The 19618-nt window shown below is 63.8% G+C and carries 18 protein-coding genes and 1 pseudogene; 5 read left to right on the plus strand and 14 right to left on the minus strand.

Annotated elements, in window-relative coordinates:
- The 6 genes and pseudogenes from JHD67_RS17980 to JHD67_RS18005 all read right to left on the minus strand — a co-directional run.
- Window positions 1-792 (minus strand): annotated as a pseudogene (locus JHD67_RS17980) (hypothetical protein); the annotation flags it as partial.
- 364 nt (window positions 793-1156) lie between these two features.
- Window positions 1157-2986: a glutamine--fructose-6-phosphate transaminase (isomerizing) gene (glmS, locus tag JHD67_RS17985; protein ID WP_199100570.1), complete on the minus strand. Its 1830-nt coding sequence runs from the start codon at window positions 2984-2986 to the stop codon at window positions 1157-1159.
- A gap of 136 nt (window positions 2987-3122) precedes the next feature.
- Window positions 3123-4493, minus strand: a complete 1371-nt coding sequence (locus JHD67_RS17990; protein ID WP_199100571.1) for a pyridoxal-phosphate dependent enzyme — start codon at window positions 4491-4493, stop codon at window positions 3123-3125.
- Window positions 4494-4659: 166 nt separating this feature from the next.
- Window positions 4660-4887: a YdcH family protein gene (locus JHD67_RS17995; protein WP_199100572.1), complete on the minus strand. Its 228-nt coding sequence runs from the start codon at window positions 4885-4887 to the stop codon at window positions 4660-4662.
- 404 nt (window positions 4888-5291) lie between these two features.
- Window positions 5292-5915 carry a DUF4398 domain-containing protein gene (locus JHD67_RS18000; RefSeq protein ID WP_199100573.1) on the minus strand — a complete coding sequence of 208 codons (624 nt, stop codon included), beginning with the start codon at window positions 5913-5915 and terminating at the stop codon, window positions 5292-5294.
- Window positions 5912-6502 carry a DUF4398 domain-containing protein gene (locus JHD67_RS18005; RefSeq protein WP_199100574.1) on the minus strand — a complete coding sequence of 197 codons (591 nt, stop codon included), beginning with the start codon at window positions 6500-6502 and terminating at the stop codon, window positions 5912-5914. Before JHD67_RS18005 ends, JHD67_RS18000 begins: the two co-directional genes overlap by 4 nt.
- 83 nt (window positions 6503-6585) lie before the next feature.
- Here JHD67_RS18005 and JHD67_RS18010 point away from each other — a divergent pair, with 83 nt between their 5' ends.
- On the plus strand, window positions 6586-7701 hold the full coding sequence (locus JHD67_RS18010) for a PilT/PilU family type 4a pilus ATPase (RefSeq protein ID WP_199100575.1): 1116 nt from the start codon (window positions 6586-6588) through the stop codon (window positions 7699-7701).
- A 5-nt stretch (window positions 7702-7706) separates the two neighbouring features.
- Here the strand turns inward: JHD67_RS18010 and JHD67_RS18015 are convergent, their stop codons facing one another.
- Both JHD67_RS18015 and maiA read right to left on the minus strand, forming a co-directional pair.
- Entirely contained in the window at window positions 7707-8087 is a 381-nt protein-coding gene (locus tag JHD67_RS18015) for a 2OG-Fe(II) oxygenase (protein WP_199100576.1), read from the minus strand.
- A 6-nt stretch (window positions 8088-8093) separates the two neighbouring features.
- Window positions 8094-8759: a maleylacetoacetate isomerase gene (gene maiA / locus JHD67_RS18020; protein WP_199100577.1), complete on the minus strand. Its 666-nt coding sequence runs from the start codon at window positions 8757-8759 to the stop codon at window positions 8094-8096.
- A gap of 135 nt (window positions 8760-8894) precedes the next feature.
- Between maiA and JHD67_RS18025 the strand changes: the two genes are divergently transcribed.
- A complete protein-coding gene (locus JHD67_RS18025) occupies window positions 8895-10073 on the plus strand; it encodes a phosphoglycerate kinase (protein WP_199100578.1) in 1179 nt (392 codons plus the stop codon).
- A complete protein-coding gene (locus JHD67_RS18030; RefSeq protein ID WP_199100579.1) occupies window positions 10073-10705 on the plus strand; it encodes an HAD hydrolase-like protein in 633 nt (210 codons plus the stop codon). Before JHD67_RS18025 ends, JHD67_RS18030 begins: the two co-directional genes overlap by 1 nt.
- A gap of 99 nt (window positions 10706-10804) precedes the next feature.
- On the opposite strand, the gene tkt is transcribed toward JHD67_RS18030, so the two are convergent.
- A complete protein-coding gene (gene tkt, locus JHD67_RS18035; RefSeq protein ID WP_199100580.1) occupies window positions 10805-12808 on the minus strand; it encodes a transketolase in 2004 nt (667 codons plus the stop codon).
- A gap of 259 nt (window positions 12809-13067) precedes the next feature.
- Here tkt and JHD67_RS18040 point away from each other — a divergent pair, with 259 nt between their 5' ends.
- A complete protein-coding gene (locus JHD67_RS18040; protein WP_199100581.1) occupies window positions 13068-13673 on the plus strand; it encodes an outer membrane beta-barrel protein in 606 nt (201 codons plus the stop codon).
- 76 nt (window positions 13674-13749) lie between these two features.
- On the opposite strand, the gene JHD67_RS18045 is transcribed toward JHD67_RS18040, so the two are convergent.
- From JHD67_RS18045 to JHD67_RS18065, 5 genes are all read right to left on the minus strand, one after another.
- Window positions 13750-14757, minus strand: coding sequence for a class I fructose-bisphosphate aldolase (locus JHD67_RS18045; RefSeq protein WP_199100582.1), 1008 nt, complete (start codon window positions 14755-14757; stop codon window positions 13750-13752).
- A 162-nt stretch (window positions 14758-14919) separates the two neighbouring features.
- Window positions 14920-15369, minus strand: a complete 450-nt coding sequence (locus JHD67_RS18050; protein ID WP_199100583.1) for an energy transducer TonB — start codon at window positions 15367-15369, stop codon at window positions 14920-14922.
- 79 nt (window positions 15370-15448) lie between these two features.
- The gene (pyk, locus tag JHD67_RS18055) at window positions 15449-16921 is read right to left on the minus strand and encodes a pyruvate kinase (RefSeq protein ID WP_199100584.1); all 1473 of its coding nucleotides are present in this window, start codon (window positions 16919-16921) and stop codon (window positions 15449-15451) included.
- A gap of 430 nt (window positions 16922-17351) precedes the next feature.
- Window positions 17352-18161 (minus strand): S1/P1 nuclease, encoded by an 810-nt coding sequence (locus JHD67_RS18060; RefSeq protein WP_199100585.1) that lies wholly within the window; start codon window positions 18159-18161, stop codon window positions 17352-17354.
- A 71-nt stretch (window positions 18162-18232) separates the two neighbouring features.
- Window positions 18233-18703 (minus strand): OsmC family protein, encoded by a 471-nt coding sequence (locus JHD67_RS18065; protein ID WP_343214393.1) that lies wholly within the window; start codon window positions 18701-18703, stop codon window positions 18233-18235.
- A 191-nt stretch (window positions 18704-18894) separates the two neighbouring features.
- Between JHD67_RS18065 and JHD67_RS18070 the strand changes: the two genes are divergently transcribed.
- Window positions 18895-19618: type I glyceraldehyde-3-phosphate dehydrogenase (locus JHD67_RS18070; RefSeq protein ID WP_199100587.1), on the plus strand; the 724-nt coding region annotated here is incomplete at its 3' end.

Consider the following 19618-nt stretch of genomic DNA (forward strand, 5'->3'; position numbering starts at 1 on the left):
GGTGTAGACCACACCATGCGGGTCCATCCGGTAACGATACGCTGGCGGCGGGTCCCAGCCGCAGGGCTCCGTCCAGTACTCATGCGGTTCAAGCGGCCGGGCGCCCTTGCGTTCAATGGCGACCAGCTGTGCGGCCGAAGGACGCACGAGCCGGGGCGTCACCGGCGGGATCAGGCGGTGATCATCGGGATGAAACAGGGTGCCGTCTTCGTCGACGTCGTAGATCAGGCCCTCATCGCTCAGACCCATCTGCCGGCTGTCGGCAACGCTCGCGTTAAGACTCAGGCGCGCGATCTTGCCGGGTCGTCCCGGTTCACGCGCGGCCACCAAGGGCTTCTGCCACAAGGGCGCCGGGATCGCGGCGATGCGGTAGTCCTCGCCCATGCTCTTCTGTACCGCGTCCAACGTATGCGTGGACAAGGCGATGGCTCGTCCCGTGCGATGGAACACATAGCGCCAGTCGTTGCGAGGATCGTCCAACCACGATTCCTCCTGGATCTCTTCGGGAATGTTTGGATATTCCCAGGCAAAGACGGGAATCACGGGAAAGCTCAGGTCCACCGGCGTCTTATGCGGCGGTGTGAATGAGAAGACAACGCAGTGCTCGCCTTGCGCCACACATTCATCGTGCACGCGTGCCATCTCATCGAGCTGACGCACCTGCACCACCTCGCCCATGTCGGCTAACACTCTGGCGAACGAACGCAACAGAAAGAAATAGCTGTAGTCGGCCGTACCGAGCCGCTTCCCTATGGTGTCCTGGTCGACATGCGCGTATACGAGAAATTTCATGACGTTCGCGGTTCCGCCTCGGTGCGCAGGTTGCAGAGGCCTCGTGCATGTGCCCAGTAGTGACCCTGCTGCCGGCACCGGCGAAGGCACGACGGCGCTGGCAGCGATCGCTGGAGCAGCGAGAAATTCAGATGAAGCCCTGGATCATTTGACATTAAAGCGGCAGTGAAAGAAAGCCTGGGGCCGCCATGACGCCACCCTGGAAAACGCGGAAAAACACGGCGTTTGAAACATCGATGCCGCTGATCATGCTGTGGCGCAGCAATTTCAACCCGGCATGTGCGAACAAAAAACGCCCCCCTTAGGAGGCGTTTTTTTGCGACGGGACGACGCACTCAATGCGCGTTGCTTTCACACGACGGCATTATTCCACCGTCACCGATTTGGCCAGATTGCGTGGCTGGTCCACATCGGTTCCACGCAACACCGCTACATGATAGGCGAGCAGTTGAAGGGGTACGGTGAACACCGCCGGGGCGATGAAGTCGCCACCGCCATCGATACGCAGCGTCACGCCTCGCGCATTGTTGCCTTCCAGGCAGGCGTCGCCATCGGCGAAAACCAGCAGTTCGCCACCACGAGCGCGGACTTCCTGCAAGTTCGATTTGAGCTTGTCGAGCAGAGGGCCGCTCGGCGCCACGGCGATGACCGGCATGTCTTCGTCCACCAGCGCCAGCGGGCCGTGCTTGAGTTCACCGGCGGGGTACGCCTCGGCGTGAATATAGGAGATTTCCTTGAGCTTGAGCGACCCTTCCAATGCCACCGGGTAGTGCGCGCCACGGCCCAGGAATAGCGCGTGCTGGCGATGGATCAGGTGCGCGGCAAGATCGATGATCTGCGGCTCCAGCTTTAGGGCTTCCTCGATCGCGCGAGGTAGATGCTGCAGCTGTGCGCACAGATCCACATAGCGCGCATGGTCAAGGCCACGCTGATTCGCCAGGTGCAGCGTAAGCAGCGCAAGCGCGGAAAGCTGGGTGGTGAAGGCCTTGGTGGAAGCCACGCCAATTTCCGGGCCCGCGCGCGTCATCAGCTTGAGGTCGGCCTCGCGCACCACCGAGGACTCGGGCACGTTGCAGATCGCCAAGGTGCCCAGGTAGCCACGACGGCGCGACTCGCGCATCGCGGCGAGCGTGTCGGCGGTTTCTCCCGATTGGGAAATGGCCAGGAACAGCGTGCCATCAGGCACCACCGCTTCGCGATATCGGTATTCACTGGCCACTTCCACCGAGACCGGCAGACGGGCGTATTCCTCAATCCAGTACTTGGCCACCATGCCCGCGTGATAGCTGGTGCCACAGGCGATGATATGCAGCCCGCGTACGCGCGACAGCAGTGCATCGCCATCCACGCCAAAGATGTTCGGCAGCACGCCATGGGGGCCAATGCGCGCCTCCAGCGTGGCGGCAACCGCGCTGGGTTGTTCGAAGATTTCCTTCTGCATGTAGTGGCGATATTCGCCACGCTCTACCGCATCAGCGGAGAGTTCACTTTCATGCATGGAGCGTTCGACGCGCTGACCAGCGATGCCATAGATCGCCACACCATCGCGGGTGATCTCGACGACATCGTCTTCTTCGAGATAGATGATTTTGTTGGTCACCTGGATCAGTGCCTGCGCATCCGATCCCAGGAAATGCTCGCCAATGCCCACGCCCACCAACAGCGGCGCGCCGTGACGCGCACCCACCACGCGGCCGGGTTCCTTGCTGGAAACCACGGCGATGGCATAGGCGCCTTCCAGCTCGCGCACGGTGGCGAGCACCGCCTCACGCAGCCCCAGGCCCGACTCCACATGCTCGCTGATCAAGGCGGCCATCACTTCGGTATCGGTTTCCGAGGTGAAGACATGGCCGCGAGCCTGCAGATCGGCGCGCAGGCTGGCGTAGTTTTCGATGATGCCGTTGTGCACCAACGCCACGCTGCCGGCCACATGGGGATGTGCGTTTGCCTCGTTGGGCACGCCGTGGGTGGCCCAGCGCGTATGCGCGATTCCGGTGCCACCCGGGAACGGGTGCGCCAGGTAGAGCGATTCCATCTCGCGCACTTTGCCTTTGGCGCGAACGCGGTGAATGCTGCCGTGATCGAGCACGGCCAAGCCAGCCGAGTCATAACCGCGGTATTCGAGCGCCTTCAGGCCCGCGATCAACAGGGGCGCCACATCACGCTGGGCGGCAGCGGCTACGATTCCACACATGGGTGTTACTCCTTGAAAACAGGTGCGACCTTGAGGGTCGCAGACCGCGACTTTGTCGGCGCCCTATTTCAACAAACTTTCATGGCCACCGGCGGGCGAGCCGGCGGCCTATCCTGGAAGCCGCGACGCGCTCGAATCAATGCACCTTGCGGCGTAGATAGTTCAGCAGGTCGATGCGCGTGATCAGGCCAAGGAACTGCTCGCCATCCACCACAATGGCCACGTGGCCACGCTCGAACACTGGCAACAGCGATTCGATGGGCGATCGCACATCCAGCATTTGCAGGTGGGTGATCATGGCGGTGGACACGGCATCGCGGAACTTGCTTTCGTTCGCATGCACATGCATCAGCACGTCCGATTCGTCGAGGATGCCAACCAGGCGACTGCCATCCATCACCGGCAGTTGCGACACGTCGTAGAGCTTCATGCGTGTGTAGGCCGTCATCAGCAGTTCGTTCGGACCCACCACCACGGTATCGCGCTGCGCAAAGGGGCGCAGCAGCAGATCGCGCAGATCGCCATGCTGTTCGCGCTCGATGAAGCCGTTGTCGAGCATCCAGTAGTCGTTGTACATCTTCGAGAGGTATTTGTTGCCCGTATCGCACACCAGCGTCACCACGCGCTTGGGAGTTGCCTGCTCACGGCAGTAGCGCAGCGCGGCGGCCAGCAACGTGCCGGTCGACGAGCCCCCCAGGATGCCCTCCTTCGCCAGCAGCTCACGCGCGGCCAGGAAGCTCTCCTTGTCGGGAATGGCATAGGCTTTCTTCACCCGCGTGAAGTCGCTGATGCTCGGCAGGAAGTCTTCGCCAATGCCTTCCACCATCCAGCTGCCTGACTTGGTGGAGAGCGTGCCCTCGTTGATGTACTGCGCCAGGATCGAACCCACCGGGTCGGCCAGCACGAACTCGGTGTTGGGCGAATGCTCGGCAAAGAACTTGGAGAGACCGCTCAGCGTGCCCGAGGAGCCGCAGCCGACCACGATGGCGTCCACCTTGCCATCCAGTTGCGCGAGGATCTCGGGGCCCGTGGTGGCGATATGCGCGGCCGGGTTGTCCGGGTTGCCAAACTGGTTGATGAAATACGCGCCCGGGGTTTCGCGCGCGATACGCTCAGCCATGTCCTGGTAATACTCGGGATGGCCCTTGGCCACGTCCGAGCGGGTCAGCACCACTTCGGCGCCCATGGCCTTGAGGTTGAAGATCTTCTCGCGGCTCATCTTGTCCGGCACCACCAGGATCAGGCGGTAACCCTTCTGCTGCGCGACCAGGGCCAGGCCCAGCCCCGTATTGCCGGCCGTGCCTTCCACCAGCGTATCGCCCGGGCGGATTTTGCCGGCACGCTCGGCGCCCTCGATCATGGATAAGCCAATACGGTCCTTGATCGAACCACCAGGGTTGGCGCTCTCCAGCTTGAGGAACAGCTCACACGGCCCGACGTCCAGACGCTGCGCGCGTACCATCGGGGTACGTCCGATCAGTTCGAGGACACTCTGGTGGACCGTCATGGGGACTCCTTGCTGTAAGTTCCCGCAGTCTCCGGACCGCAGGAAAGGACACGGATGATAACCGAGCCGCGCTGGCGTCTCCCTGTCCACCCAGAGACGAAACGGCCCCGGAAACCGTCCCAGGGAGGGAGGTGCCGGGGCCGCGTTCATGCGAAACCTCGCAGATTCAGTTGATGCGGTGCGAGCGACTGTCCCACATGCGTTGGAGTCGCTCCTTGGCGTGGAGTTTCTCCTTCTTCATCCCGCTGAGAGTCATATCGTCGATGGGAAGCACGCCAATTTCGGCGTCGTGCACCTTGCTGTCGAGCTCCTGATGGTGCTGATAGAGCCGACGAAACTCCGCATCGGCCTTCATCAAAGCTTCGACATCATCACGCTGCTGGTTTTCGAACATGATTCACCTCCTCTAGAGAGAACGGCAGACGCCTGGGAAGGGGCGCCCGCAGACGCTGAACCCTGGGCACGCACCCACGATCCATGCCGCGTCGGCGGTGCATGGACATCGATGGAAGGGAAGGATGCGCGCATGATTCAGGTCGGTAACCCAGGCGGCGGAGATGCCCCCTGGGACCTTGACCCTACTCCCCGAAAAGGGGTCATGCAAGCGTCATAAAGGACCTGGAAGCCATCTCCAGACAATGCAAAAAAAGCCTGTCAAAACAGGATTTTGCACCCTTCAAACGCGCATTTTTCGCAAATTGAACAAAGCGCTTCGCATAGCGCGCAAACGGAGAAAACACAAAGGCCGACCAGGGAACTGGCCGGCCTTTGAGTGCCTACCTTGTCAGGGAGCTGGTCTTACTTACCCTGATCCTTGCTGGTGCTGTCGCCGGCGCTGTTGGCGTCCTGCATATGGGCGCGCATGGCACGCGCAGCCTGCGCCGCCAGGTCGGCCTGCTTCTTCGCCGCGTTGGCCACCTTGGCCTGGGCCGCAGCCAGCTTCTTGGCCTGATCGGCCTCAGCCTGGGCTTGGGCGGCCGCCTCGGCGCCAGCGGCAACCTGGCGAGCGGACTCTTCCTGGGCCATCTGGTACTGCAAACGCTGGCGCTCCAGCTCACGGCGGGCCTGTTCGGCTTCACGGCGGCTACCGTCCAGCTGGATCTGGTCATGCTCCCGATCGAGCTTGTTGACCTGCAACTGGGCTTCCTGCAACTGCGCGGTAGCCCGGGCCAGATCTACCCGGCGCTCGGCCAGATAGAGCGCATGGGCGCGGTCGCGCGAGCGCGCCTGGGCCAGCTGGTTCACCGCGTCGCGAGCACGCGCCTGCTCGGCCTGCGCATAGACGCCCAGAGCGGGATCGCTGGCCAGTTGGTCAAGGCTGTTGTTCAAGCGAGCCACATCCATGTCGTCCTTGGCATGGACGGCGCCGGTAGCGGCAATGGCGAGGCACAACGCGGCCACTCGAAGATTCAAGAATTTCATGGGTGGCCTCCCTGGTCATCATGCGACTGGGGAACGGTCTGATCGTTGTTCTGGGGGATGGTTTGGAAGCCCTGCCCCTGCGGGATGGCTTCGTTGAGCGAGGACGACGGCGGCGCCGGCATATCGTTGGTCGGTTGCTGGGCCGGCAGGCTGCTGTCCTGGGTCTGGGACTGCTGCTGCTCGGTAGCCAGCGCCTGGTCGATCTGGTCACGCAGCTGCTGGTTGGCCGCGGTCTTGCTTTGAATCTGGGCGCGGGTCGCTGCCAGGCGTGCCTTGGCACGGGCCAGCTCAGCGTCCGCGCGCGCCTCATCCGCCAACAGCGCCGCGTCGTCGTACTTGCGATTGGCCATGGCGTTCTGCGCCTGCAGGAACTTGTTCTGGGCAAAACCCAGGTCAACCGGGGCGTAATCGGCCGCGTCGGCATCGCGTGCCGCTCGCAGCTGCATCTGCGCCTGATTCATGGCCCCATCGGGCGGCGGCGCGGAAGCGCAGCCGGCCAGCGCCAGCGTCATCGCCAGCGTGAGGGTCGAAACCACCGTGCGGACGCCTGCTCGGCGGCCCGACAGCGGGAAAAAGATGTGCACCATCACTCAGTCCTCTCGGAGTGTCGCAGCGTATTGTGGGCGGGCATAATCGACTTTAGCAATGCGCGCGGAATTAGGGGATTCGAGTGGACATTGGTTATTTCCTCAAGCTAATGGTTGACAAGGGTGCGTCGGATATGTTCCTGACGACGGGCGCCCCTGTGAACATCAAGGTCGAGGGCAAACTCTATCCGCTGGGCAATACCGGCCTGCCGAGCGGCATGGTCAAGAAGATCGCATATTCGCTGATGGATGAGGGCCAGGTACCGCAATTTGAGCGCGACCTGGAGCTGAACATGGCACTGGCGGTCAAGGAAGCCGGCCGTTTCCGCATCAACGTGTTCAAGCAGCGCGGCGAAGTGGGCATGGTCATCCGTGCCATCAAGAGCGAGATTCCCAGCGTCGACCAACTGCAGCTGCCGAGCATTTTCCGCGATCTGATCATGGAACCGCGCGGCTTGATCCTCGTGGTGGGCGCCACCGGGTCGGGCAAATCGACCACGCTGGCCGCGATGATCGATCACCGCAACCAGAATTCTTCGGGCCACATCCTCACCATCGAGGACCCGATCGAGTATCTGCATCGCCATAAGAAATCGATCGTGAACCAGCGCGAGGTCGGCCTGGACACGCATAGCTATCACGAGGCCCTGCGCAACGCGATGCGCGAGGCGCCAGACGTGATCATGATCGGTGAGATCCGCGACACCGATACCATGGAGGCCGCCATCGCCTTCTCCGAAACGGGCCACTTGTGCCTGGCCACCCTGCACTCGAACAACGCTGACCAGACGCTGGAGCGCATCCTTAACTTCTTCCCGGAATCGGCCCACAAGAATGTACTGATGAACCTGGCGCTCAACCTGCGCGCGGTGATCAGCCAGCGCCTGGTAGTGGGCAAAGACGGGCGCCGCCTGCCGGCGGTGGAAGTGCTGCTCAACACGCCGCTGATCCGCGACATGATCCGCCGCGGCCAGGTGCATGACGTCAAGGAAGCCATGGACCGCAGCCTGCAGGAAGGCATGCAGACCTTCGACCAGTCGCTGTACCGACTGTATAAGGAAGGTCGCATCGAGCTGGAAGAAGCGCTCAACAAGGCCGACTCGCGCGATGGACTGGCGCTCAAGATCCGCCTGTCCGAGGGCGGCAACACCGAAAGCACCGAATTGGTGGGCAACGACCCCTACGGCCTCGGTTTCTGATCTGCTCAGGCTGCGGGGCGCGTCGCGCCCCGTGCGCCACGTACCCAACCGATGCTGAGCACCCAGCGCGTGCCCGCCTCGATGGTGGTTACGCTGTGCTCTTCCAGATCCGGTCGAAACAGCTTGATGCGCCGGCTGACATGGATCGGCCGCGCGCATACGAACTCCCCGCCCCGCGTGGCCGCGCGAAGAATGATGTTCAGCCGGTAATGGCGGCCGTGCGCGACTCTGTCGGTATGCGGCGGCACGGACGTACCGCTCGGGAAGCGCAGCAAGTAGCAATCACACGGGATGGGCCAGAGCAGCCCACCCAATAGCAGTTTGTCGTAACCGCTGCCTTGGCGCCCTTTCTGCCAACGCCATAACCGCCCCCATGCCGTGGTCACGGGCGATCAGACCGGCGCTGGCGCGTCGGCCTGCGCCTCCGGAGCGGCCCTCTGGAAGGCTTCCAGCGCTTCACACGCCTGATAAATGCGGCCAATCGTGGGGTAATCATCCAGCGGAAGCTTCCAGCGCACGGCGTTGTAGATCTGCGGCACCAGGCAGGCATCGGCCAGGGTCGGCGTGTCGCCGTGACAGAAACGACCGGTATCCACATGGCCCGCCAGCATGCTTTCCAACGCCTGCAGCCCCTCGCCGATCCAATGGCGCGACCACACAGCCTTGGCCGCGTCGTCCAGACCGAACTGGGCGTTGAGATACTGCAGCACGCGCAGGTTGCCCAGCGGATGCACATCACAGCCCACCAACTGCGCCAGCGCCCGCACACGCGCTCGGCCCGCGGGATCGGCTGGCAGCAAGGCCGGTGTGGGACGGGTTTCCTCCAGATACTCCACGATCGCCATCGACTGGGTCAGCACCCGTCCGCCGTCCACAAGGCAAGGCACCAGTTCCTGGGGATTGAGCGCCTTGAAGTCCGGCGCGTGCTGTTCGCCGCCGTTGTTCACCAGGTGCACCGGACGGGATTCATACGCCAGTCCCTTGAGGTTCAAGGCGATACGCACGCGATAGGCGGCGCTGGAGCGCCAATAGCCGTACAACACCACATCCTGGCCCATGGCCATGTCCTCCCGGGAAATACCAGTGGGCAAGGATACCTGTCATGCGGTTTGCATCGCTGCCAAGCGGGCAGGACAATATGCGGTTCGCGCCGCAAGGCGCCCATCCACGAATCCAAAGCTAGGGAGTTCCCCGTGTCCGTCACCCGCATGAGCGATCTTGATCTGCGCGGCAAGCGCGTGCTGATCCGCGAAGACCTGAACGTGCCGATCGAGAACGGGCACATCACCTCCACCCAGCGCCTGGACGCCGCCCTGCCCACCCTCAAGGCTGCCCGCGACGCTGGCGCCAAGGTGATGGTGCTGTCGCACCTGGGCCGTCCGAAGGAAGGCCAGTTCGACGCCGAATCCTCGTTGGCGCCGGTCGCCCAGTGGTTGAGCGACAAGCTGGGGCAGCCGGTGCGCCTGGTGGCCGACTATCTCGACGGTGTCGAGGTAGCCGACGGCGAGGTGGTGGTGCTGGAAAACTGCCGCATGAACGTGGGCGAGGGCAAGGACGACGAAGCGCTGTCCAAGAAGTACGCCGCGCTGTGCGACATCTTTGTCATGGACGCCTTCGGCACCGCGCACCGCGCCCAAGCCTCCACCCATGGCGTAATCAAGTTCGCCCCGATCGCCGCCGCCGGCCCGCTGCTCTCGGCCGAGCTCGATGCGCTGGGCAAGGCCCTGGAAAACCCCGCTCGCCCGCTGCTGGCCATTGTCGCCGGCTCCAAGGTCTCCACCAAGCTCACCCTGCTGGAGAACCTGATCGGCAAGGTCGACCAGCTTATCGTGGGTGGCGGCATCGCCAACACCTTCATCGCCGCCCTGGGCCATTCGGTCGGCAACTCGCTGTACGAGCCCGATCTCATTCCGGCCGCCAAAAAGGTCATCGCGGACGCCAAGCGCCGCAACGCCGAGGTGCCGGTACCGGTGGACGTGGTGGTGGCGCCGGAGTTCTCCGCGCACGCCCCGGCCACGGTCAAGGCGGTGGATGAGGTGAAAGACGGCGAGCTGATCCTGGACATCGGCCCCGAAACCGCGCGCCGCTACGCCGAGATGATCGCCAAGGCCGGCACCGTCGTGTGGAACGGCCCGGTGGGCGTGTTCGAGTTCGACGCCTTCGGCCACGGTACCGAAACGCTGGCGCGCGCTGTCGCCGCCTCGCCGGCCTTCTCCATCGCAGGCGGTGGCGACACCCTGGCGGCCGTGGACAAGTACGGCATCGAGAAGGATGTCTCGTACATCTCCACCGGTGGCGGCGCCTTCCTTGAATTCCTGGAAGGCAAGGAGCTGCCGGCGGTAGCGGCACTCAAAGCGCGCGCGGGCAAGTAATGCTTTGCCTGTTCGACCTTGATGGCACCCTGATCGACTCGGAAGTGGGCATTCTCGGTTGCGTCCGCCACGCGCTGACGCAATTGGGGGTGGAACATCCTGCCGAGATGCGCCACTGGATTGGCCCGCCGCTGCGGCATAGCTTTGCGCCGCTGCTGGGGCACGATCACGATCGCATCGAACAAGCCGTGGAGCTGTATCACCAGCGTTTCCATGTGATCGGCTGGCGCGAACACACGGTCTACCCGGGTATCGAAGCCATGATTGGCCGGCTGAAAGCCGCCGGCCATGAGCTGGCCGTGGTCACCAGCAAGCCCGAGCGCCACGCTCGCCCGATCATGGAAAACCTGCCCTTCGGCGGCTTGTTCAGTCGCCTCTACGGGCCGGATCCTTCCAGCCCGCACAGCGAAAAAGCCAGCATGATCGCCGCCGCGCTTGCGGATTTCGGCGCACCGCGCGAACACGCGGTGATGATCGGCGACCGTCATTTCGACATCGACGGCGCCGTGGCGAATCAGGTACGCGGTGTCGGCGTGTTATGGGGCTTTGGCAGCCGCGAGGAGCTGGAGAAAGCCGGCGCCGATGCCATCGCGCGCGATCCTGAGCATCTCACGACCTTGTTGGCCGCCTAAGCCGGCCTGATCTTCACCCATGAAAAACGCCGCGATAAATGCGGCGTTTTTCATGGGCAAGCAACACCCTCTCTCCGAAGAGAGAGGGTGTTGCGTGCATCAGCCGACCACACGCTTCACGGCATCGACCACATGGGCCACGGTGAAACCGAAGTGCTCGAACAGTTGCGGTGCCGGCGCCGAGGCACCGAAGGTGGTCATGCCCACCACCTCGCCATCGAGGCCCACGTACTTGCGCCAGAAGTCGGCCGTGGCCGCTTCCACCGCCACGCGAGCGCGGCACCAGCCCGGCAGGATCGCTTCGCGGTATTCCAGCGGCTGCGCATCGAACACCTCGGTGCACGGCATGGACACCACGCGCACCGGCACGTTCTGCTGCGCCAGCGTGCGGGCGGCTTCCATCGCCAGCTCCACTTCCGAACCGGTGGCAATCAGGATGGCCTTGAACTTCGTGTCCTGCGGGTCGGACAGCACATAGCCGCCACGCGCGATATCGGCCACCTGCTGCGTGCTGCGCTGCTGGTGCTTGAGGTTCTGACGCGAGAACACCAGGCACGCCGGGTTGCCCTTGCGCTCGACGGCAAGTTTCCAGGACACCGCGGTTTCCACCGCGTCGCACGGGCGCCACACCTGGTTGTTCGGGATGTAACGCAACGAGGCCAGGTGCTCCACCGGCTGATGGGTCGGGCCGTCTTCGCCCAGGCCGATCGAGTCGTGGGTGTAAACGTGAATGGCATGCGCCGGGATCAATGCGCTCATGCGCACGGCATTGCGTGCGTAATCGGAGAACACCAGGAAGGTAGCGTCATACGGAATAAAGCCGCCGTGCAGGGCCAGGCCATTGGCGATGGCACTCATGCCGAACTCGCGCACGCCGTAGTAAACGTAATTGCCATTGGCGGCGTGACCGTTGCCGGCATCTACGCTGCCCTTCCACTTGGTGAGGTTGGAGCCGGCCAGGTCGGCCGAGCCGCCGATCAGTTCGGGCAGCAGCGGTGCGAAGGCTTCGATGGCCATCTGCGAGGCCTTGCGCGACGCCACTTCGGGGCCATCGGCCTGCATCTTCTCGACATAGGCCTGCGACTTGGCGGCCCAATCGGACGGCAGCTCGCCGGAAACGCGGCGGTTGAACTCCGCAGCCAGTTCCGGGAAAGCCGCGGTGTACTTGGCCACCGCGTCGTGCCAGGCGGCCTCGCGCTCGGCGCCTGCCTTCTTGTGATCCCAGCCAGCGTAGATCTCGGCGGGAATCTCGAACGGACCATGGCGCCAATCCAGCGCGTCGCGCGTGGCAGCCACTTCGTCCTTGCCCAGCGCCGCGCCGTGGCTCTCTTCCTTACCCTGCTTGTGCGGAGCGCCAAAGCCGATGATGGTGCGGCAACAGATCAGCGTGGGCTTCTCGGACTGGCTGGTCGCATCGGCGATGGCCTTCTTGATGGCCTCGGCATCGTGGCCGTCCACACCGCGGATCACGTTCCAGCCGTAGGACTCGAAACGCTCCGGCGTATTGTCGGTGAACCAGCCGTGCACTTCGCCATCGATGGAGATGCCGTTGTCGTCGTACAGCGCCACTAGCTTGCCCAGCTTCCACGTACCGGCCAGCGATGCGACCTCATGCGAAATACCTTCCATCAGGCAGCCGTCGCCCAGGAACACATAGGTGTGGTGATCGACCACGGCATGGCCGGGGCGATTGAAGTGATCCGCCAGCACCTTCTCGGCCAGCGCGAAACCCACGGCATTGGCCAGGCCCTGGCCGAGCGGGCCGGTGGTGGTCTCCACACCCGGGGTTTCGCTGGCTTCCGGGTGACCGGCGGTCTTGGAGTGCAGCTGGCGGAACTTCTTCAGCTGATCCATCGGCAGGTCGTAGCCGGTCAGGTGCAGCAGGGCGTACTGCAGCATCGAGCCATGGCCGTTGGACAGCACAAAGCGATCACGGTTGAACCACTTCGGGTTGGTCGGGTTGTGCTGGAGAAAATCGTTCCACAACACCTCGGCAATGTCCGCCATGCCCATGGGCATGCCCGGGTGGCCGGAGTTGGCCTTTTCCACGGCGTCCATGGCGAGGGCGCGCACGGCGTTGGCGAGTTCGCGGCGAGTTGTCATCTGAAGAAGTCTCCGGGGAAGGCGGCGATAAAAGCCGTTATTGTCGCCGATCCCCCCGCCCCTGTCGCCCCGCCAACCGCCGCCCAAACAGGCTCTTGCGATGAATTAACCGCGCCTTAATAATGGACTGCTGAGTATTGAAACTAAACATGGGCCGCCCCATCTAAGGATCAGCACCGTTACGAGCAGGTGCACGGACCGACGATGACCGAACCCCCGGCATCCCGGTCTGACCCAATAAGACAAAGAGGAATACCCCATGAAGAAGTCCATTCTTGCTATTGCCCTTGCCACCGCTGGCCTTGTTGCTGTCCCGGCCGCTTTCGCCCAGGACGCCGGCCAGACCGCCCAGCAGGGCTGGTACGTTGGCGCGAACGCCGGTTACGGCCATGTGCAGAAGGGTCCCTATGACAACGGCGACGTTGCCGGCGGCGTGAAGGGCGGCTACCGCTTTGCCATCAACCCGGAAACCTCGCTGGGTGCCGAAGTGGGTTATGTGTACCTGGGTCGCCCCGATGCGCGCGGCCTGTACACCCAGAATTACAGCGGCAACAACGCCCAGTCCAAGCTGCAGGGCGCCACGGCCGGCTTGAACCTGCGCTACAACATCAGCCCGAGCTGGTACGGTGAACTGCGTGGCGGTGCGTTCTTCGCCAAGGGCGAGGGCCTGACCAACGACAAGTTCAACCCGCAGTTCGTGCGCTTCAACAGCACCGAGTATTACGCCGGTGTGGGCGTGGGCTACAACGTCACGCCGAAGTGGAGCCTGGGTCTGAACTACGACTACTACCAGGGCAGCGATAGCAGCAAGAACATCCACCTGCCGACCGACCTGTACAGCGTCAGCGCGGAATACCGCTTCTGATAGCTTGAGAAACAGGTAAACAAAAACGGGCGCCGCGAGGCGCCCGTTTTCTTTGCGACAGGTTGGAAAGCGCGACTTACTTGGCGCTCCACTGACCCAGTGCGGCCAGGCCGTTGTCCTTGGCGCGTGCCAGCACGGTCTTCTGTGCATCAGCGTAGTTCGCCTTCATGTCCTTGGCCCACAGCTTAAGCGCTGCCTGCTGCATGGCGCGGCCATAGGAGAAGCTCAGCGGCCACGGGTGCGGACCCATGCGGTTCATGGCGTTCAGATGGGCCGTGGACTGCTCATCCGTCTGGCCACCGGAGAGGAACACGATGCCCGGCAAGGTGGCCGGCACGGTGGTCTTGAGCACGCGCACGGTGGCATCGGCCACTTCTTCGACCTCGACCTGCTCGTCTGCATCCTTGCCCGGGATGACCATGCTGACCTTCAGGATGGTGCCTTCCAGCATCACGTTCTGTTCGTACAGCGCGTTGAACAGGCTACGCAGCACGGCTTCGTGCACTTCGTAGCTGACTTCGATGCTGTGATCGCCGTCCATGATCACTTCCGGCTCGACCATCGGCACGAGGCCCGCTTCCTGACACAGCGCAGCGTAACGGGCCAGCGCGTGGCAATTGGCTTCGATGGCGGTCGAGGACGGGTTGTCTTCGGAGATATTGATCACCGCGCGCCACTTGGCGAACTGGGCACCCAGCTTCACGTATTCCTGCAGGCGCTCGCGCAGGCCATCCAAGCCCTCGGTGACCACGTCACCCGGGAAGCCGGCCAGCGGCACCGGGCCCTTGTCGACCTTGATGCCCGGAATAATGCCGTTCTTCTTCATGAGCTGGGTGAAGGGCACGCCGTCCTTCGTCGACTGACGAATGGTTTCGTCGTACAGGATCGCGCCGGAGATGTGCTCGTTGAGGCCCGGCGCGGTGAGCAGCAGCTCACGGTAGGCGCGGCGGTTCTCTTCGGTGTTCTCGATGCCAACGGCCTCGAAACGCTTCTTGATGGTGTTGGTCGACTCGTCGATGGCGATGATGCCCTTGCCGGGCGCGACCATCGCAAGGGCGACGCTTTCGAGATCTTCGATGCTCATGACAACTCCGGATACTTAGGCGGTGTGGGCCGCACAAGGTGATGCCGCCCGAGGGGGCGGCGTAGGCTCAAAGGCGGCGATTATAGGCCATAAGGCCGCCCAGGGTCCGGAGCGGCCCTGAACGGCGCAGCCAGGGGCCTGGCGCGCTATGCGCCAGGCGGGTCAGGCCTGGTCGTAGCCCGGCAGCTTGCAGGCGTTGACGATGGACTGTCGCTGGGCCGGATCGGCCGGCAGGTTGAACGGCACGATGAAATAGGTGGACACCGGCTCATGGGTGCCGTTTTTCAGCGCCGGGCCATAGCGGAAGTTGTTCACCACGCTCTTGGCCACGGCATCGAGATCGCTCTGCGGCACGACCTTGCGAACCGTGACGCCCTGCGGCACGCCGTCCGACCCGATCATGTAGCTCACCGCCACGCAGCCGGGCTTGTCCATGTTGCGGCCGCTGTTGGGAACATCGGCGTCGACCTTGGTGTTGAGCATGATCCAGTAGGACTGGATCTGCTCCGGACCCACCATGCGCGCCTGCGCCTGGGCAAACAGCGGCGCGCAGACCGCGGCGGCCAGTGCCAGCCCGAATGCCTGGATACCGCGTCGTGACTTCATGTTCATCGAACTATCTCCTGCGCCTGGGTGGGGATGTCGGCCGGATTCTAGCCCCAAGGCGCACCGGCCGACGTCGACGCCCCACTTAGAGGTCGCGCAGGCACTCCACCACGCCCTGGGCGCCCACCGACAGCAGCTTGAGCGTATTGGTGCCGCCACCCTGCCCGATATGGTCGCCGTGGGTCAGCACCACGCGATCGCCCTCGACCAGCGTGCCCTGTTCGAACAACTGGCGCACGGCATCGCGGGCCGAACCGGCCGGCGTCTGCGACATATGGGTGAACTTCACCGCATGCACGTCGCGGAACACCGACATGCGGCGTCGCGCATCGTCGAATGGCGACAGCGCATAGATCGGCACCGCGCTGCGGTAACGCGACAACCACTGCGCGGTCGCGCCCGATTCGGTGAGCGCCACGATGGCACGCACGCCCAGCTGGCTGGCCAGCAGCATCGCCGCCAGCGCGATCGCCTGATCGGTGCGGTCCAGGTGATGACCGCTGGTATTGGCGTCTTCCTTGGGCTCGAACTGACGCTCGGCGCCCAGGCAGATGCGGCGCAGCGCGGCCACGGCCTTATCGGGATGTGCACCGGCCGCCGATTCCTCCGACAGCATCACCGCGTCGGTGCCATCGATCACCGCGTTGGCCACGTCCATCACTTCGGCGCGGGTCGGAATGGGCGAGCGCACCATCGACTGCAGCATCTGCGTGGCGGTGATCACCGCGCGATTGCGCTGCACCGACTCGCGGATGATCTTTTTCTGCAGGCCCGGCAACTCCGCATCGCCGATTTCCACGCCCAGATCGCCACGCGCCACCATCACCACATCGGACGCGTCGATGATTTCGCCCAGCACGGGAATCGCATCGGCGCGCTCGATCTTGGCCACCAGCGACGCTTTGCCGCCGGCCTCTTCCAACAGGCGACGCGCTTCGTGCATGTCGGCACCGGAGCGCACGAAGGACACGGCGAGGAAGTCGCAACCGATTTCCGCGGCAAGCTTGATGTCGGCCCGGTCCTTGTCCGACAGCGCCGACACGGACAGACCACCACCCTGGCGGTTCAGACCCTTGCGGTCAGAAAGGCGACCACCGATCAACACGCTGCAACGCACCTCAGCGCCAACCACGGCCTCCACCGTCAACGCCACCAGGCCGTCGTCAAGCAGAAGCACGTCTCCGGCCACCACGTCATTGGGCAAGCCGTAATAGCTCACACCCACGCGGGTGGCATCGCCCAGCGGTGCGCCGGGGCTACAGTCCAGTACGAAGCTATCGCCCACACGAAGCTCCACGGGACCGTTGGCGAAACGCTCAACTCGAATCTTCGGACCCTGCAGGTCGGCGAGTACGCCCACCTCGCGTCCCAGCTTGACGGCCACATCGCGCACAGCGAGGGCTCGCGCGCGATGGTCGTCCGGCTGGCCGTGCGAGAGGTTCAAGCGAACCACATCCACGCCTTCGGCGATGATTTTCTCGAGCATGCCCGGCACGTCCGTGGCGGGGCCGAGGGTGGCAACAATTTTGGTGCGTCGCAGCGGATTCTCGGTAGTCATCATTCCAAACTAGCAGAACTGCAACGCTGCGCCAGAGGGTGTGGATGAGTTTTTTTGCCTCGATCCAAGCGCCAAAACTGGACTGCTTGTGGCCTACGCACCAGCGTATGCACTGGTATTACGCATCGGCGCGTATTTGGGGATCGGTGACATCAACTGGTCTGATATGCGCACGCAGGTATGGTGATGGACTGGTGTCATCGCCCATCAAAATACAATCCACTCCCACGCCACCTTCACAGCGTGCGCGCAGGCACGTTCCGGTGATCGCAAAGGCGGCCCCAAGCGCCCGACAGACCATGATGCGCCGCATCAAAATGGAGCATGAGCGGCGATCGAATCGTCGCGGCAATGCCCTAAAGAGAAAGGGCGACCCACGTCACCGTGGCTCGCCCTTGTTCATGTTCCCGGGCCTCGCGGCCTGCGACCGTCAGCGCGACAGCGTGAGGTTGAGTACCTCGGCCAGGCGACGGCCTGCTTCGCGCAGACGCAGCTCAGCCACCGGCAACTCGCGGTCGACATAGGCCTGATCGATCTTGTGGCCGTCGGGATAAATATCGCGCGAGATCTGGCATGACTCCTCCGCCCACTGGGCGTAGGCGTTGTCGAACGGCGCGATCGGGCGCGGCAGCGGCGCGGGGCCGCGCGCCTCCAGTTCGTCGGCGTAGGGCTTCCATTCCAGGCCGTGCGTCTTGAGCAGGCCCGAGTCCCACACGCTGTGCAAGTTGGTGCCCTTGCCGTTGAACTGCACCTGGTAAGCGTTGCCGCCCTTGTCGTCGCGCGAGCCGCCGTGCAGCGGCTGATGCTCGTCGCCAATGAAGTGCACCACGAACTTGAGCGCCTCCAGGCGCGCCGCGTCGGACTGCTTCTTGTCCCCCAACACCTTCACATAATGATCGATGCCTTCGACGATGCACTGGCCGTCCTTGCAGTCGCGCGGCGGCGTGTAGTTGCAGTCGCCCGCCGTAAAGTCGATGTAGTGCAATCCACGCGTCTGCTTCCACAACGCGTCCTGCTGGGGATCATTGCGGATCTCGTCCGGCCAGCTGGCGATGTCGGCCAGCGATTTGGTGTGCTCGGGCGCCAGCAGCCGCTCCACTTCCGCCTCGGCCTGCGGGCTAAGGTGACGCTGCGCCAGATCGGCCACGATGCTGTGGCCCAGCGGCCCCCAGGCCTGCACGGCCGGCACCAGGGCGAAACAGAGAAAGGCAACAGCGGCAGTGCGGCGCGGCAAGGACATGGGCGAAGCTTCGTCAACGGGAAACGGGCAAGTCTGCCACAGCTCGATGACAGCTTTGCGCCAGCTTCTGCTTAGCCCGCGTTGGGCACCGGCAGCACCTGGCCGTCGCCGTCGCGCACGTTCACATCCACGGCAATGCCGTGGCGCACGCTCTGCGTCACGATGCAGAAGTCCTCGAACTGGGCGAGCACCCGATCGAGGTGTTCGAGCAGCTCGGCCTTGTCGGCCAGTTGCAGGTCCACGCCGATGTGGGTGATCCGCCAGCGCCCGGTTTCGTTCCGCGTCAGCGTCGCCCTGGCCTTCGCCTGCAGCGGCCCCGGCGTGTTCTTGTATTTGCGCAGGGCAAACAGCAGGCTCGCGCTGAGGCAGTTGGCCACCGCGGCGGCGAGCAGGCGCGAGGGATTGGGGCCGGCGTCGTGACCCAGCGGCGAGGTTTCGTCCGTGGCGAGATCGGGAATGGACGTGCCGTCGAAACGCACCTTGAACTCGTAGTCGGCCACCTGTTCCAGGCTGATCTCCACGGTCTGCTCTGCGTCGCTCACGGTACTCTCCTCAGCAAGGGCCCCAGCGGCCCGAATGCGCGATTTGAGCGCGTTCGCCCGTCCCTGAACAGCCCCCATTGAGTACGCGCAGCGGCGAGGTGAGCCGACAGCCCGGTTCAGGCTAAAATGATGGTTTTACGGCGGTCCCACAGCCGCCACTTCCGTCACCTCATTCCGGAGGACGCTGTCCCATGGCCATCAAGGTCGCCATCAACGGTTACGGTCGCATCGGCCGCAACATTCTTCGTGCACTCTACGAAGCCGGTCGCACCAACGAAATCCAGATCGTTGCCATCAACGACCTCGGCAATGCCGAGACCAACGCGCACCTCACCCAGTACGACACCGCCCACGGCAAGTTCCCGGGCACGGTGTCGGTGGAAGGTGGCGATCTGATCGTCAATGGCGACCGCATCAAGGTGTGCGCCGAGCGCGATCCGTCGAAGCTGCCGTGGGGTGACCTGGGCGTGGACGTGGTGCTCGAGTGCACCGGCCTGTTCACCTCCAAGGCCAAGGCCAGCGCGCACCTCGCCGCCGGCGCCAAGAAGGTCATCATCTCGGCCCCGGGCGACAAGGACGTGGACGGCACCTTCGTCTACGGCGTGAACCACGACAAGCTCACCTCCAAGCTGGAAGTGATCTCCAACGCCTCCTGCACCACCAACTGCCTGGCTCCGCTGGCCAAGGTGCTGCACGAGAAGATCGGCATCCAGCGCGGCCTGATGACCACCATCCACGCCTACACCAACGACCAGGTGCTGACGGACGTCTATCACTCGGACCTGCGTCGCGCCCGTTCGGCCACGATGAGCCAGATCCCGACCAAAACCGGCGCCGCCGCCGCGGTGGGCCTGGTGCTGCCGGAACTCAACGGCAAGCTGGACGGCTTCGCCATGCGCGTGCCGACCATCAACG

Origin of the sequence: Dyella sp. ASV21 (assembly GCF_016428975.1) — a bacterium.
In the GTDB taxonomy this organism is placed as follows: Bacteria; Pseudomonadota; Gammaproteobacteria; order Xanthomonadales; family Rhodanobacteraceae; genus Dyella.